Consider the following 15,803-nt stretch of genomic DNA (forward strand, 5'->3'; position numbering starts at 1 on the left):
ATGAATGAAGAAGGGAGGAAATGTTCAATGCTCAATTTTCAATGATCAAGGTACAAGGAAGGAAGAATGAAGAAGAGAATTAGCTGATTAGCTGATGGAATGGGAATCTGGGAGCGGCGAGAAGAAGTCGACAGACGACAGTCCACAGAAGGAAAGACAGTGGTGAATGGTCAATGGTGAGAAGAGAGCTGCACGCTACACGCTGCACGCTGCAAGCGAAACAGCCGTGGGGTGAGTGGTGAGTAGTGAGTGGTGAGTGATGAGAAGCTAGAAACACTGATTTTATTAAACAACTTTAAACATTCAACCTTAAACCAACTAAAAAGCCGCCTGATATTAGGCGGCTTTTTTTATGTAGGGTGTTGAAACCGAGTTGTAGGTCTACCCTGTTATTCTTTTAATAGAAGTATTATTCTTTACTCACTGAACAGGGCATCGATATTAATGGCTTTCAGGTAGGGCTCCAAGGGAGCGGTATCTTTAAAAGACGTCACTTTCAGAATAACGTTGAAATGCTGGTGGCGGGTTACTTCGATATAGTAATCTTCCAGTTGATAGAGTTGAATACAATGAAAACTCTCGAATCGTTCGGCCAGCAAGGTGCCATTATTCCAGGCAGTATCAGCTTGTTCTAATTCTTCGAGTGTATTGAAGTTGCGGTAGTTCATAACACGGTTGCTCTAAAAGATAGACAGTCAAATTTGCAACAGGTTTACTCCACTACAAAGTTATTTAGATAAAAGCGGGAAATCCATAGTTTGTCGCCCCTAATTCTACTACGAAGGCCAGCAGACACCCCCAGCCCCTAAAGGGGAGGGCAGCGCTCTATTTGGTTTCACGCAGAGACGCGGAGAACGCTGGGTGCGCCTTTGGCGTGGAGAGGGAGGAACCACGGAGACAGGGGGACAGGGAGAGGCACAGAGGGAATTGTCTGAACCGGGATTTGGGGAGATTAAGGGATTAAGGAGAAATGGCGGATTTGGGTTGATAGGTTAACAAGTTGAAAAGTTGATAAGAAGGAATTGGGGAAGAGAGGAATGTTCAATGCTCAATTTTCAATGATCAAAGTACAAGGGAAGGAATATCGAACAAGGAACAAGGAATGATGAAGGAAGAAGGGAGGGAAAATTCGAAAGGGGAAATGCGAAAGGCGAAAGGAAGAAAGAAGGAATGTTCAATGCTCAACGCTCAATAATCAATGATTAGGTGGGTGCCCGCAGATGGCGCAGATAAACGTGGAGGGAAGGAAATATCGAACAAGGAACAAGGAAGGATGAAGGAAGAAGTAGCGGAAATGTTCAATGCTCAATGCTCAAGGCACAAGGAAGAATGAGTGATGAATGATGAGTGATGAGAGGAGGAAGGGAAAGGACGCAGCGAAAGGGAGGACTGCGGATAGACAGGATCTGTAATGGATTAACAGGATATAGTACATAGCATGTTTACTTGAGGAAGAGAGCCAATAATTTGGATTTTCTTCATCAGCTAAATTCATTTAGAATCTGCGGCTTAAGCGGTCAAAAAAGAAAAGAGGTTGAACGTTAGTCCGACCTCTTTTGTTCCAAAAGAAAAACCAATATTTAAAACCACTAATTCACATCACTGGCTTCTCAACTTATTTGATACATCTCTTTTTTTTATGGTTATTGGTTCACGCTTCGAGATGCTCAGTGTTTGAGTAAGCTAACCACAACCAATTAATAAACGAATAGTGTACCAATTTTATTTTAAAGCTCAAAAGCCTGCGCCCACAGCGGATTTCAACAGTTTTACCTCCGGCTCAGCTCCCCAATTTGTTGCTAATTTTTCCACTCACACCTGGGTAACTGAGCGGTGAGAATGGTTCTGCCATGGCCGAATGTCCATAGGTATTTACCTATCTCTATTTTTTTAGAGGGACCGTGGATTGTTTGGATTAGTAGGATTAACAGGATTAGAGGTTTCTAGTTCTAAGTGTTCCTACTGAATGTTTCTTTTCCCCTTTTTTCCTTGATGGACCACAGATTAATAGGATTCTTATTAGGATTTGTAGGATGAGAGACTGTTAATTCTTAGTGTTCTTTCTTACCCTTGCTTTTCCCCTTTTTTTCATCAAGGAAAAAAGGGGAGCAAAAAAATCAATCCCGAAGTGTCGGGACAGCCCAAACCGCTCCGCGCGTTGGGCCGGCCAGCGCACAGCATCACTCCCATATATTGGTTATTGTTTAGGATAGGCAAGTCGTTTTGAGTGTGTCTTTCCCAACGCTGGGTGCAGGGAGCAAAGGTAGATATTGCTGCTGGTGGCAGCTACTGCAGGCGCTGGAACACCCAAAGAAAATTAGTGAGAGCGGATGACGGATATACATACTGTTACACTTCTATTGTAACAGTATGGTATCAGTAGTCTTATTGAGTCGGCCTGCATCTTGAATTTGTTACTATAAAAAAGGCAGCACTATAATGTGCTGCCTTGCAAAAGAATAAATACTACCGGCTTCGGTTATTGCTTAACCAGCTTCAGGGTTTGCTTTTCTTTTCCTTGACGCACTTCCAGGAAATACGTACCGGGGCGATAGGCCTGTCCGATACGCATCACGCCATTAGAAGCTACACCATGTTTTACCTCCAACACCTTACCATCAGCATTCGTGACAATAAGCGTAATAACTTCTGCTTTATCACTACGCATCTGGATCAGGAACTGATCGGATGTAGGATTAGGCGAGGCCGTTACCGTCAGGCTGCTTACAGGAACTTCTTCCTGCTCCACTGCTTTTGTACGGGCAGAAGTGATAGCAGACTGATCGTGTGGAACAGTTACCGTTACATCCTGACTGGATGTGTTACCTGCCGCATCTTTGGCGGTAATGGTAATCGTATAAACGCGGCCATCACCATTGCCCAGGCGCTCTGCTTTCAATTGTACATGATGTTCATCTATAATGATCCAATCAGGGTCTTTTTTGCCATTGCCATTCTTCGTTTCATTGCTGCTGACAGACAAGGTAGCTGTTGCCGCACTGCAATTATCCGTTAGGGTATAAAGCACCGTTACATCGCGCAGCTTATGGTTAGGCGACCATAATACGGCAGGATCAGCGCTTACTTCACTGATCACCGGAGCCGTTACATCTTGTGTAGTTACGGTAAAGTTGTAGCTGGCCGATTTTCCAGATGCATCGGTAGCTGTCAACGTGATGGTATGATTGCCAGTACCTGTCAGAGGTGAGCCTGCAGCTGGTGATTGTGTTACTGTAATTTGTTCTACAGTAGAAACATCATCACTAACAATAGCCTGGCTTCTGTAATCAGGCACCGCTACACCACAAGTAGCATCCAGATCCAGGGTTTGATTAGCCGGACCAGTGATCGTTGGTGGTGCATAATCGGTAACATTCGATGGCGTGCTTTCATTTTGGTGGCGATCTAAAGATGTTACGGTATAATAATAGGTTTTACCTGCAGCCGCTGTAGCATCGGTATAGGTAGCAACGTCCGTATTTGTAATAGCCAACAGGTTATCAGCACCGGAAATATCAATTACCGGGCTTTCAGAGCGGTAAATGGCAAACTGTCTTACTCTATCCATTTCATTGCCGTTAGCAGCCGGCTTTGTCCAGGTTAGTGTATAGGCATTGCCTTGCTTTGTGGCTTCTAAAGCCGATGGAGCAGCTGGCGGCGTGTTGTCTTTCCATGGCATGGTAGGCATCAGCGCTGGCTTTTGATAGAGGTTCAGGCGAATGGAGTCGCAGAACTTCAACGTATTGTTTCTTAAGAAGGTACTGCGGAAGAAAATACCGCCATATACGTTTGGATAGGTTCTATTCAGGCGCACCTGGTTAGGTATTTCACTGGGGTTTTGCCAGGCACCGGCTTCACCAACACGGTAAGCGGCCATACCTATGTAAATATGACGTCCGTTTGCATTGTTGTTCCACCAGGGTACAATTACCTGGTAGTCGGCCGTGGGGTAAAAACCAATGTTCCAGTATACTTGTGGTGCGATATAATCTACCCAGCCTTCCTGTAGCCAGCGGCGGGTATCACAATACAAGGAAGCGTAATGCTCAAGCCCCCTGGTGTCGGTACCGATAGCAGGGTTTGTGCTGTTACGATAAATGCCGGAAGGCGATACACCAAACTTTACCCAAGGCTTTAGGCCGCTTACGGTTTCATTCACCCGCTTGATCAGCAGGTTTACATTGTCGCGGCGCCAGTCGCCTTTGTTGGTAAAACCGCGTTTGTCGGCATTGTACCAGGCGTCGTCATTTTGTACGGCTGTGGGGTAGAAATAATCATCAAAGTGAATCCCGTCTAAGTCGTAGCGGGTTACCAGGTCTTGAATGACGCTTACAATATGATCACGCACGGCTGGCAGTGCCGGGTTCATGATCTTTAAAATAGTAGTACCGGAGGTTCCTGCAGTCAGCATCCACTCGGGGTGTGTGCGCGACACGTGAGTAGCGGCAGGCACTGCCGTATTCCCTACCGCCCGGTAAGGGTTGATCCAGGCATGCAGTTCCATACCGCGCTTATGCGTTTCGTCAATAGCAAACTGCAGCGGGTCCCACGCAGGGTTAGGGCCAACCCCTTGGGTGCCGGTCAGGTCGTTTGACCAAGGTTCAATAGCACTGGGGTACAAGGCATCACACTGGCTGCGTACCTGCAGGTAAATTACGTTAATGCCGGTAGCCTTGTGATGATCCAGGATGGTGATCAGGCGACTTCGCTGGGTAGCTGGCGACTCGTTTTTATTGGGCCAGTCCAGGCCAAAATAACTAGAGATCCAGGCGCCTCTCAGCTCCCGCTTGGGTGGGGTTTGGGCCATAGCCACAAATGCGCAAAGGAAGGGCAGTAGAAAAAAGAGTAGTTTTCTATTCATATAGTACGATTAAGTGTTGACTTCCGTTAAGATACTTGGATTTTCAATTGAGTTGACTCCAATCAACTCAATTGGCCTACAGATAAGTATAAACGCTTGATGATGTGTCGTAAATCTACCTGCCCGTTCTTCTGCGTATGCAAGGATTATACCTGCACAGTTGAACACCGCTAGCGGTTTGCCGGGCAAAAATTGGTAAGTTGCGCCCCTGAATGATCACTGATTTTCTGCATTGCCAAACGTTTAAATGGGGGCCACACCAGATAGAGCTTTGTATACCGGACGCCGGATATGTACGCCGCCTCTACCGCGACCAAAAACACCACAATCCTAAAACACCCTTTCCCTACTGGACACAGATCTGGCCCGCCTCACTGGCCATGGCAGAGTTCCTGGTGCATCATCCGGAACTGGTACAACAGAAAAAAGTGCTGGAACTGGCTGCCGGTTTGGGCTTGCCTTCCCTCTTAGCCGCTACCTGGGCCGAGCAGGTTTTCTGCAGCGACTACCTGCCGGATGCAGTGGCTGTTATGCAAAAATCGGTGGTGCAGAATGCACTGGCCAATGTAACGCCACTGGTACTGGACTGGAACCATCTACCCAGCGATTTAACAACAGAGGTACTGCTGATAAGCGATGTAAATTATGACCCGCGGGAGTTTACTGTTCTGCATACCCTTCTGCACGATTTCCTTACTAAAGGCGTTACTATTGTTTTAAGCACGCCTCAACGCCTAATGGCAAAACCCTTTGTGGAGCAGATCCTGCCCCTGGCAAAACAGGTGGAAGAAATAGAGGTGTCGCAGCATGGCGTAAAAACCTCGATCAGCGTTTTTGTATTGCACGCATAAGTAGTGAATAGAGTGGTTTGGTTTTGGGAAATCCGAAAGGAAAATCCGAAAAGGGAAAATCGAAATCCGAATAATGGGATAAATACCTAAGACCAAAATCCAGAGGAAATACCAGATTTTCTACTTGAAAGGGGTCTTATTGCCAATGAAGAAAAGGTAGTAAGGATGCGGAATATTTTTTGCAGGTAGTACTGTATAAATCTATTCAATGAAAAATTCTACATTGGCGGTTGGCTTGGGGGTCATTTCTTTAGTAGCAGTGGGTTGGGTTGTAGGGGTGTTGATGCAAAGAAATGCCATGCTAAAAAGACAAATGAAAGTGGCAGACGCCGGCTATGAAACCGCTTACGATATACTATATCCGCCTAAAAAAGGAAAAAGCTACTTCTGATCGAATAGCTGCTGTACGTATAGGCCATACGGGTAATTGACTACATTCAAGCTACTGGATCATTTTATTCTTGATCAACTCCATCAGTTCAGCCTTGTAATTTTCCCCAATTTGTATATCTGTTGCTACATCCTTTATGCGCAACAGGTTGCCTTCAATACCAGTGATCTTGGCCAAGGGTATAATAAACGACTTATGCACACGCATAAACTGTTTTTGTGGCAAGCGCTCCTCCAGCTCTTTCATGCTGGTTAGTACCATTGTTTTTTGGGCGCCCTGGTAAATAGCCACATAGTTTTTCATGCTCTCTATGTAGTCGATCTCGTTGAGGGTGATCTTTAGCAGCTTGCCTTTGAGTTCGGTTTTTACAAAAATGTAATCGTCTTCTTCCAGCTCTTTATCATCCTCCTCTTTTTCAACGCCCAGGTCTTTTAAGGCTTTTTGACTGGCCTGCAAAAAGCGGGGAAAGCGAATAGGTTTCAGCAGGTAGTCTACCACATCCAGTTCATAGCTTTCCAGGGCAAACTCACTATAGGCCGTGGTCAAAACCACTTTTGCCTTGCCTTGTATGGCTTTAATGAAATCCATACCGGATAATTCCGGCATCTGTATATCTAAAAACACCAGGTCCACCTTCTGTGTATTCACCAGCTGCAAGGCCTCCATGGGGTTGGTGGTGGTACCTACCAGCTGCAGGTAAGGCGTTTGGTTAACATAGTGCACCAATATGTCTATAGCATGTTGTTCGTCGTCGACTATAATACAAGAGATCATAAAGGATCAATGGTTAATTCTGTGGTGTAAAATTCAGCTTCATCTCTGACTTTAAACTCATAATTATCACCATATGCCAGTTCCAGGCGCTTTTTTATGTTATCGAGCCCTATGCCGGTAGAAAGTTCCTTGGGTCCGGGACCGCTTTTCTTTTTATTGCGGCAGTAGAAAAATAATTTATGTCCCATAACAACGACACGGATCGTAATCGGGTATTCCGTGCTTTTAAGATCGCCATGTTTAAAGGCATTTTCAACCAGTGTAATCAATACAAAAGGTATGATACGCGCTCCATTAATCACGCCTTCCAAATCCAGTTGCACGTTTAGCTTATTGCTAAAACGAAGTTGGTTGATCTTAATAACATTGCGTAAGTGCTCAATTTCATCTTTCAGTGCGGTCTTACCATCTTTGGTATTGCCCTCACTTAAAGCGTAACGCATGATCTCACTAAGGGTAAGGATGCCTTCTGATAATTCAGGCGAGTAGGGCAGTGACTTAGCGTATAAAAAGTTTAGTGTGTTGTGCAAAAAGTGCGGGTTGATCTGGGCTTTCAGAAAGTTGAAGTTGGCCTGCGACTTTTCTACTTCCAGTTGCAGTTTTTGCTCTTCCAGCACTTTGCGCTGCAAGCGCTCATCGCGTAAATAAGTAAGGTAAGCAATCAATAAGGTAGCTCCCAGGTAAAAAGCCGCTCCTATAAAGTAGGCAAATAGCAGTAAAGCCATTGTTGCCTGCACTTTTGATGGCCCATTATTAACAGTAATGCCAATGGTTTGCCTGTCTAGAAAGTAATAGGTAAAACTGTAATAGGCAGTAACAGCTAAAACAGTTAGTACGGCCGGCTTTAGAAAATGAATAGCCGGTTTGCGTGTGGCATATAAAGGATAAAAGGCGTTAAGCGAAAAATAATAAAATAAGGATGTAAACAGCAAGCTAGCGACTTGACTTGACAAATGGCGCCAGGTCAGCATCTTTGCCAGGTTCACCTCTTTCGCTTCTGGTGTAATGGACATAGTAATGATGCCCAGTATACCAAAGAAAAGATAGAGCCCCAACACTACCCAAAACACTCTCCAAAATCGAAATCGCTTGCTGGTATTCATAACAACGCTTGAAAGTTAAAAAAATACAACTAATTGAAAATGAAAAGACACGAAAGTGAATAGCTGCCTAGTTCATCTTTCGTGTCTTTATCATCATCTATTCGAACAAGGCTTCATTGCTGATGGGAAAACGTTCCCAACGTGAAACCTTACACTTGAAACTATCTTATTGACCAATACCAATTCCACCGCTACCACCTTGTGTACGTTTGTTTTCTTCTTCAGAACCTACAGCACGCTGGCGGGCTGCCTTCACTTGCTTGTTACCAAAGCGGTAAGAGAAGTTCAACTTCACCTGCTGGCTTTCCCAACGGGCATTGAATTTAGATTCCTGACCAGCAAATGAGTTAGTACCTCTGAACTGCATGCTGTGGAAGATATCGCTTACAGATGCCTTAACAGTACCTTGTCCTTTCAGCACCAACTTTTGTACACCAGCATCTACACCCCACAGGCTCTTAGCTTTAAAGGCGCCCTGGTAAATCGTTGGTGCATTATAGAAACCTGTTAGCTCGGCAGTCCAGCTCTTGTCTTTACCCAGCTTCATGCTGTTTTGAGAGAAGAAGGTCAAGCCAAACGCTTCCAGGTCAATTTCACGGCCTGCACCAAAATCGGCTTTATACTGAGAGTAGTTGGTGTTCATGTTCATGAACGAGGTAAAGCGCTTGTAGCTGAAAGGATAGCTGGCGTTCAAGCTAACGATGTCTTGGGTAGCCAGGTTTTTCTTAGTGATGAACGATTTAGAGCGTTCAGCCGTATCAATCAACTGAGCAGACATGTCTTTTACATGGCTATAGTTGGCTGTAACATTAAACTTATACTTGTAAGTATGTGTAAGACCAAAGCTATTGGTGTATTGCGGTCTCAGGTTTACGTTACCTTTTTGGAACGTGTATTCATCCAGGCGGAACTCAAAAGGGTTCAGGTCCTGGTAAGCCGGGCGGTCGATACGGCGGCTATATGTCAGGTTCCATTGCTTCATTGGGTTCTTGTTGAACGTAATAGCTGCACTTGGGAAGAAGTCAGTATAAGGTCTTTTGAAAGTAGTCTTTGCATTTACATACTCAGTACCTTCTTTCTTCAAACCGGTAGATGTACCTTCCAGGTTTGTGTTTTCTACACGTAAGCCTGCCTGTACCATCATTCCTTTCAGCGCACGGTTATAGTTTACATAACCGGCATTGATGTTCTCTTCGTATTTGAAACGGTTGCTATGGTCTTTATCCAGCTGTTTACCTGTAGAAAAGACGTCGTAACGCTGAAAATCATTATCCGTTTTTACATAAGATACCTTTCCTCCAAAACCTAACTTTCCTTTAGCAAAGTTCTGCTCATAGTCCGCTTTTAAAGAAGAAATCTGGATATCGGTAGGCGACAGCATACTATACACCACTGATTTAATCAAGGTATTGCCAGTTGCAGTATAATAATAGTTAGGCTGTAATTGATCGGTTTTAAGGGTATAGATACCATGATCCGCATTCAACACTAAGCTTTTACCATCCTTTGCAGCATAGTTATAGTTCAGGTTAAAGTTGATATTATCGCGGCTCATTTCTCCATGGTTTGGAGCTGTCAATATGCGATCCGTTGTATTGGTTGGCTTGTAGATAATGGCCGTACGTCCTGTATTGTTCATTTCGGTGTTTGAATACGTACCGTTTACCATAGCACCAATAGAAGATTGCTTGCTTAGCGTAAGGTCAATACCGCCTTTAAAGCTATGCGTCTCGCTGGTAGCACGCATGGTATTACGCTGGTCAAACAATGAATCCAATAACGAACGTTCAATATTGAACTTGCCCTTAGTGATGTTCCTGTTATAGTTATAGTTGCCGTACAGGTTTACATTCTTATTGCGGTAGTTTAAGGTAACACCGCCATTGTATTTTGGATACACACCTTGGTTAAAGCCGGCTGTTACCGATCCATTGGCACCAAAATTCTTGTTCTTCTTCAACTTGATGTTGATGATACCGGCATTACCGGCAGCTTCATAACGGGCCGATGGGTTGGAGATGATCTCTATCGACTCGATCTGTGAAGACTGTAAGGTTTTCAGGTAGTTGGCCAGGTCAGCACCTGATAAAGGGGTAGGACGACCATCTACATATACCTGTACGCCGGTCTTACCGCTTACACTCAGGTTATCGTCTTTATCTACCAGTACACCCGGAGATTTGCGTAGCAGCTCCAGGGCATCATTACCGGTAGCATTGATAGTACCTTCTACGTTTACAATCATTTTATCGGCCTTTACTTCTACTATCGGGCGACGCGCTGTAACGGTTACGCCTTGCAGGTTAGCGCCAGCTTTGTTCACTACCAGTTCAGGAACAGTAACATCGGCAGTGGCTACCGTAAAAGGAGCAGAGAAGGTAGGAGCCGTACCTACAAACGAAGTACCCACACGGTAAGTACCGGGCTTTACAGCCTCAAAGCGGTAGGCACCGTTTTCCTTGGTTACCGCCAGCTTGGCAATAGCCGAATCTTTATATAAAGTAATAGTGGCACCTGAAAGGGGCTGACCACCGGTTTCCTTAGCTACGCCCGAAACGGTTTGGGCGGAAGCTCCTATGGAAACCATTAAAACAGTCAGTATTAAACTGAAATAACGCATAAGAGAAAATTTTGGGGACATGACAGTTGGTGTTGAATTATTGAGGCTGCAAACTTATCATGCGCATATACGATCACGAAAAACGATACACGAAAAGGCTTTTTGGCAGGACGAAACCCCAAACCGCGGATTGGTTTTGATTAGCAGGATTGACAAGATTTCAGAATTTCAGGATTTGAAGATTTCTGATTTGAAGATTTCAGGTCAGCGGGGCTTTTTTGTATCTTTAGAGCCTTCTTGTTGGAAACCTATTCTTCTCTTCTTCTTACACTTTTCTTTACTATTTCTTGTGGGTTTGGAGCGGTTGCCTGGTAGCGGTATATGGGTTTGGGTACGGGTGGAGTACGGTCATGGTACGGCCGAGAATGGGGTGTGGTACGGGTGAGGTACGGAGTTGATACGGAGTTACCATGAAGGGGATACGGAGTAACTATGAAGGGGATACGGAGTAACTATGAAGGGACAGTGAAGTGGCTATGAAGGTAGAAGGAAGTAGCAGGCATGGGGGAGTGAAGGAATAGCCAAGCAACTACTTCTTAACCTCCTAAGGATCAATCTCCATGCTGAACTAAGCTGCGAAATCCATACAAAATCTTTAAATCTGCGATAAAGAAAAGCCCCGCCGAAGCGGGGCCCTTCACATTCACAAGCAAGAAAAAATCTTGTGTTCGGTTTTCCCATGTCTTTATTTGTCTTTTAGTGTATGCCTTTGAAGAAGACCACTAACCGTATCAACAAAAGGCTGGGGTACATTTCATGTGTGCGTGTTTTGTATAATATATAGAGTGAGGTAAATAGTAATATCTATGAGAAGCGATTTGTTTTGGGGTCAAATGGTAAGTAATCTATTTCTAAGATACCGCAAATAATTAAATCCAACTATAATGTGTATTCCTTTTATTCTGATAGCAAAGTCAATATGGCCAGCCTGAAAATGGGTGCAAACTGGCCTGTTCTTACCTGTCAATTCATCGTATGAATAACACAATTGATACATATAATGCTTTCGCTATGCGTTTATGCAAACCATCTTTGCATCACCAATCGAAACTAACTGCCTTGTGTAATCAAAGTATCCGATGAACTAAAACAAAAACCAATATCCAGCCAACGAGGCCAACATCCATGTAAAGCCAAAGGCGCCAGTAGTTTAGAAAACCAAAACTAACTGAACTGAAACTGGAAATTATTACTGGTGTCTGACTAAAACTAACGTGCACTACGCACATCTGCTTAACACCAAAACCATTAAAGCCCCACGCATTAGCTGGGGTTTTTTGTATCCCTATTTCCGAGCGCTTCGCGCTGATATGTTTCACGCAGAGGCGCGGAGAGCGCGGAGGAAGGGGTTCGCACAGAGGAAAGGAGAAAAGGAGAAGAATATTGAACGAGGAACAAGGAATGAGGAATGTAGAAGGAAGAAGTGGAGGAAAGGCACAAGGGGCAAGAAACAAGGAACAAGAAAGGAAATGTTCAACGCTCAACGCTCAATGATCAAGGTACAAGGTACAAGGAAGAAGAATTGAAAATAGAAAAGCACTCCACTAAAGGAGTGCTTTTTTTATGTAAACAATGTTTGATCTTTTGTGCGTGGGTCTCTCCCCCTTTAGGGGTTGGGGGCGTGCTACAGCACTCCTCCCTTCGGGGAGGCCGGGAGGGGCCTTCTCATTCAAACAAACTCACCGTCCTCAGATCCTTCAGTGCTGCCTGGGGAGCTATGCGGCGGGCACGGAGGAAGCGTTTGTGTTCACCTTCATCATAGTTTGTCGCTTGGGGATTAAAGCTACTGATGTGAACCATGCCAGCCGAGTGTATGAATTCGGCATTGCCACCAATCCACATACCCACGTGCACTACGCGTTCGGGTTGGCCGTCCTTGGCACGCGCACCAAAAAACAGCAGGTCGCCGGGCTGCAGGTTTTGCCAACCGCTTTTAGTGTCCACTTCTTCACCCATATGTACCTGTTGGGAGGCATCGCGGGCCAGTACTAAACCGTTCATCAGGTATACGGTTTTGGTAAAGCCACTGCAGTCTACGCCTTTTACAGAAGTACCACCCCATAAGTATGGAAGTCCCATCAGGCGTTTGGCGGTTTCTACCAAGCTGGCCGATGTGGGCTGCCGGCTAGCGGTCCATTGGGTATAAGGCAGGGCATTGGCCTTGGGCACAAAGGCTACTCGCTGATCGGGGAAGCGTACTTCATAAAACCCATCGCGCTCGCCAGTAACATCCAGTAGGCTACCAAATACCAGGTCGGAAACCGTGGCGCTGCCAGCAGCTGGAGTGGTATAAGCAAAACCATAGGGCTCCGTATAAACGAGTTTGGGTTGTTGTTTCCATTGCTGGTATTGAGCACTATCCAATAAGGCAATGGCCGATCCATCTACCCAGGCAATGTATTGATCTGGGGTTTGTACCAGGTACCAGCCCTTTTCTTTTTTCCATACTTTCAATGGTGTACCAAACAAAGCCTGTGTGGCTAGTTCGGCCGGATGCCGGGGCTGCGTGCGCAGGTTTGCAACTGAAATGGTAACCGCTGCAAAATGTTTGTTTTGTAGTGACGCCGCTGGCAATACTTCCACACTATCGATGAATTGTTTATTCAAACGATCCAAACGTTGCCATAAGGCTGCTTTAGCCGCTGGCTGGTTGGTATATCCTACTATTTTATTGCCAGTAGCAGTAACCGAAAATGAAACCGTACGGCTATCGGGTGCATACTGTTGTTTTACTTCTTGTATGACAGCATCCACCTCAGGTAAAGGCTGCGTTCCTTTTTTTGCCGTGGCACAACCAATTACCACAAATGGGAGTACGAAAAACGAATATTTCAACGGACAGAAGTTTGGTCTAAGGTAAAGAGAATGAGTGATGAATGAGGAGTAATGAGAAAAGTCCACGGTAGTGAGCGCTTCGCGCTGTTTTTTTCACGCAGAGGCGCTGGGAGCGCAGAGAGGGGGTTCGCACAGAGGAAAGGAGAAAAGGAGGACCGCGGATTATTGGGATGTAGAAAAATGGCTGATGTGAGGATGGCTGAGGGCTGATTTAGGTTGACAGGTTAACAAGTTGAAAAGTTGACAAGGAAAGGAATAATGAACAAGGAACAAGGAAGGAAGAATGATGAATGAAAAAGGAATTGGGAATTAGGGATTTGGAATTGGGGAAGGAAGAATGATGAAGGACTGTTCAATAATCAATGACTAAAGGAGAATGTAAATAGAAAAGCACCCCTCTTAAAGGATTGCTTTTTCGTTATAGCGTATTACTTCTTCGCGTCTTTTACCCTTGGCACCTTTGCGTGAAACCTTTCTTCATTAGCTAATCGGCACATTAGCTAATCAGCTAATTCTCCTTTTCTCCTTTCCTCTGTGCGAAACCCTTCCTCCGCGCCCCGGCGCGCACTGCGTGAAGCGTATAGCGTGCAGCTTTTCCTCGCCTCTGCGTATCTTGTACCCTCAAAACCAGCCCTTATGAAAAAATTTGTTTCTGCACTTGCCTGTCTTCTGGCGCTGCAAGCCATTGCTCAAAAGCCTGTAGAAGTAGTTGAAAACACCTTAAAGGTAGCAGCGTGGGGAGATGAAGAGTTCTACTATGGTTTTGCAGCAGGCGATCAGCTGATCTTCAACTTTGAAGAAACAAAAGGAAAGGAATTGAAAGAAGTAGAGATCATGGAGTGGCCATCTACTTCCAAGTTCATGGATTACAAAACCAGTCGCATTCAGAATAAAGTCATTCAAATACCTCGTGATGGTGTTTATAAGTTCCGCTTTAAGAATAGCTCCATTAGTGGCCGCGTGTGTAAGTTTCGTATACAACGGATACCGGCCAGCGAAGCCACTCGCAGCTACAACTCTACTGTTTACTGGCGCACACTATACGACACCACCATTGTGCCTACACAAGAACGTTACCTGGTAAAAAGCGACACCATGGTGCACACTGTGCTGGAGCAGAATGCCAAAGTGTATGGTCAGCAAACCACCAACGGCCAGACCAACCGCACGCTGCTAGAGTTTAACCTGCCACAGGGCACAACAGCCTGGAGCTATTATATTGGTACAGGAGGCGAGGGTATGGAAGAATATTATAAGGCAAGAGAGAAGTATAAAGAAAATAGTACTACCGTGTCTAACATTCCGGGGTACACTGTTATGGCAGCACTGGCCTTACAAGGTCTTAACTACTTCAACCGCATACAGGGCGAGGATAATATTCGCTACAGCTTTTTGCGTGATGCTAACAGCGCTACCGCTTTCCGGGAAGGACGAGAAACAGCAGCCACTGCTTACAAAAGCGCCGATGTGATCAATGATGCTGCTCAAATGAAGTCGCCTACTTATGGTAAAGTATACCTGGGCCTGCTGAACGATAACCTGACGGAACCCGTACGTGTGATGGTGAAAGTACACGCCGTGGTACTAAATCAACAATGGGATTACCGCACGGTGGATCGTATGAATGTGCGTTCAAGAACAGAGCCGTATACAAAGAATTGATGGAGTGGTGAGTGTCGTGAAACGTCAAACGTGAGACGTGAAAGAGGTCCACGGTCGACAGACGACAGTCCACAGCGGTAAAGGCAGTGGTCAGTGTCGAATGGTGAGGCATGAAACGTGAAACAAGAAACGTGAAATATGAGATGGGGAATGGCTAGGGATGAATGGCCTGTATCTATGAGCAGCGGTATACAGATAATGGAAGACCATCTACAGAAAATTGGGATATGCTGGGTTGCAACTGGTAGATGTCCGATGTATAGCAACAACTAATTTCATTGTTTTGGGATGGCAGGATTATATACAGTATGATCGGCACTGAGTTCTAAACTTCTCTTAACATTTTTTCGCATAAGCATCCTTTGGAACAATGATTGCGTCTTTAAAGTGAGTTCTTTTCTTTCACTTAAAACGCTTCGCCATGAAAAAGTGGATCATAGCCGCTGCATGTATATTGACCTTTAGCGGATACGCAGCTGCTCAGAACGCTCCCGCCAAGGCCCTATCTACTTCATCTTATGCCGCAAAAGCTCCTAAGAAAAACGCAGAAGCAGCAGCACCTGTAAAGAAAGACACCAAGAAAACAGCTCCAGAACCTATCAAGATCACCATACCGCGATTTAACGATAACGATACATTGACCAGTGTACCTAAGTCTGGTGGAAGAAAGTAGCTGATAGAGCTGTAAGCTACAAGCTATAAGCCG

Annotated in this window: 10 protein-coding genes; 4 read left to right on the forward strand and 6 right to left on the reverse strand. The window is 45.1% G+C overall.

All coding sequences use genetic code 11. The features are described 5' to 3' along the window. Positions 1-416: 416 nt before the first annotated feature. Both SY85_RS14825 and SY85_RS14830 read right to left on the reverse strand, forming a co-directional pair. Positions 417-668 carry a hypothetical protein gene (locus SY85_RS14825; protein WP_066405687.1) on the reverse strand — a complete coding sequence of 84 codons (252 nt, stop codon included), beginning with the start codon at positions 666-668 and terminating at the stop codon, positions 417-419. Positions 669-2,479: 1,811 nt separating this feature from the next. After that, entirely contained in the window at positions 2,480-4,861 is a 2,382-nt protein-coding gene (locus SY85_RS14830; protein ID WP_066405688.1) for a family 10 glycosylhydrolase, read from the reverse strand. Positions 4,862-5,073: 212 nt separating this feature from the next. On the opposite strand from SY85_RS14830, the gene SY85_RS14835 reads away from it, so the two are divergent. Together SY85_RS14835 and SY85_RS14840 are read left to right on the forward strand one after the other, a co-directional pair. Further along, on the forward strand, positions 5,074-5,712 hold the full coding sequence (locus SY85_RS14835; RefSeq protein ID WP_066405689.1) for a class I SAM-dependent methyltransferase: 639 nt from the start codon (positions 5,074-5,076) through the stop codon (positions 5,710-5,712). 208 nt (positions 5,713-5,920) lie between these two features. Further along, the gene (locus SY85_RS14840; protein ID WP_066405690.1) at positions 5,921-6,103 is read left to right on the forward strand and encodes a hypothetical protein; all 183 of its coding nucleotides are present in this window, start codon (positions 5,921-5,923) and stop codon (positions 6,101-6,103) included. 51 nt (positions 6,104-6,154) lie between these two features. Here the strand turns inward: SY85_RS14840 and SY85_RS14845 are convergent, their stop codons facing one another. The 4 genes from SY85_RS14845 to SY85_RS14870 form a co-directional block, all read right to left on the reverse strand. Then, positions 6,155-6,877 carry a LytR/AlgR family response regulator transcription factor gene (locus SY85_RS14845; protein WP_082886477.1) on the reverse strand — a complete coding sequence of 241 codons (723 nt, stop codon included), beginning with the start codon at positions 6,875-6,877 and terminating at the stop codon, positions 6,155-6,157. Next, entirely contained in the window at positions 6,874-7,980 is a 1,107-nt protein-coding gene (locus SY85_RS14850) for a sensor histidine kinase (RefSeq protein ID WP_066405691.1), read from the reverse strand. Before SY85_RS14850 ends, SY85_RS14845 begins: the two co-directional genes overlap by 4 nt. Before the next feature lie 166 nt (positions 7,981-8,146). Further along, positions 8,147-10,600: an outer membrane beta-barrel protein gene (locus tag SY85_RS14855; RefSeq protein ID WP_066409814.1), complete on the reverse strand. Its 2,454-nt coding sequence runs from the start codon at positions 10,598-10,600 to the stop codon at positions 8,147-8,149. Positions 10,601-12,265: 1,665 nt separating this feature from the next. After that, positions 12,266-13,435 carry a C40 family peptidase gene (locus SY85_RS14870; RefSeq protein WP_066405694.1) on the reverse strand — a complete coding sequence of 390 codons (1,170 nt, stop codon included), beginning with the start codon at positions 13,433-13,435 and terminating at the stop codon, positions 12,266-12,268. Positions 13,436-14,071: 636 nt separating this feature from the next. On the opposite strand from SY85_RS14870, the gene SY85_RS14875 reads away from it, so the two are divergent. Both SY85_RS14875 and SY85_RS14880 read left to right on the forward strand, forming a co-directional pair. Continuing rightward, complete coding sequence (locus tag SY85_RS14875) at positions 14,072-15,097, forward strand: hypothetical protein (RefSeq protein ID WP_066405695.1); 1,026 nt, start codon at positions 14,072-14,074, stop codon at positions 15,095-15,097. A gap of 421 nt (positions 15,098-15,518) precedes the next feature. Continuing rightward, positions 15,519-15,770, forward strand: a complete 252-nt coding sequence (locus tag SY85_RS14880; protein ID WP_066405696.1) for a hypothetical protein — start codon at positions 15,519-15,521, stop codon at positions 15,768-15,770. Positions 15,771-15,803 lie beyond the last annotated feature (33 nt).

It is taken from the genome of Flavisolibacter tropicus, assembly GCF_001644645.1.
GTDB classification, from domain to species: domain Bacteria; phylum Bacteroidota; class Bacteroidia; order Chitinophagales; family Chitinophagaceae; genus Flavisolibacter; species Flavisolibacter tropicus.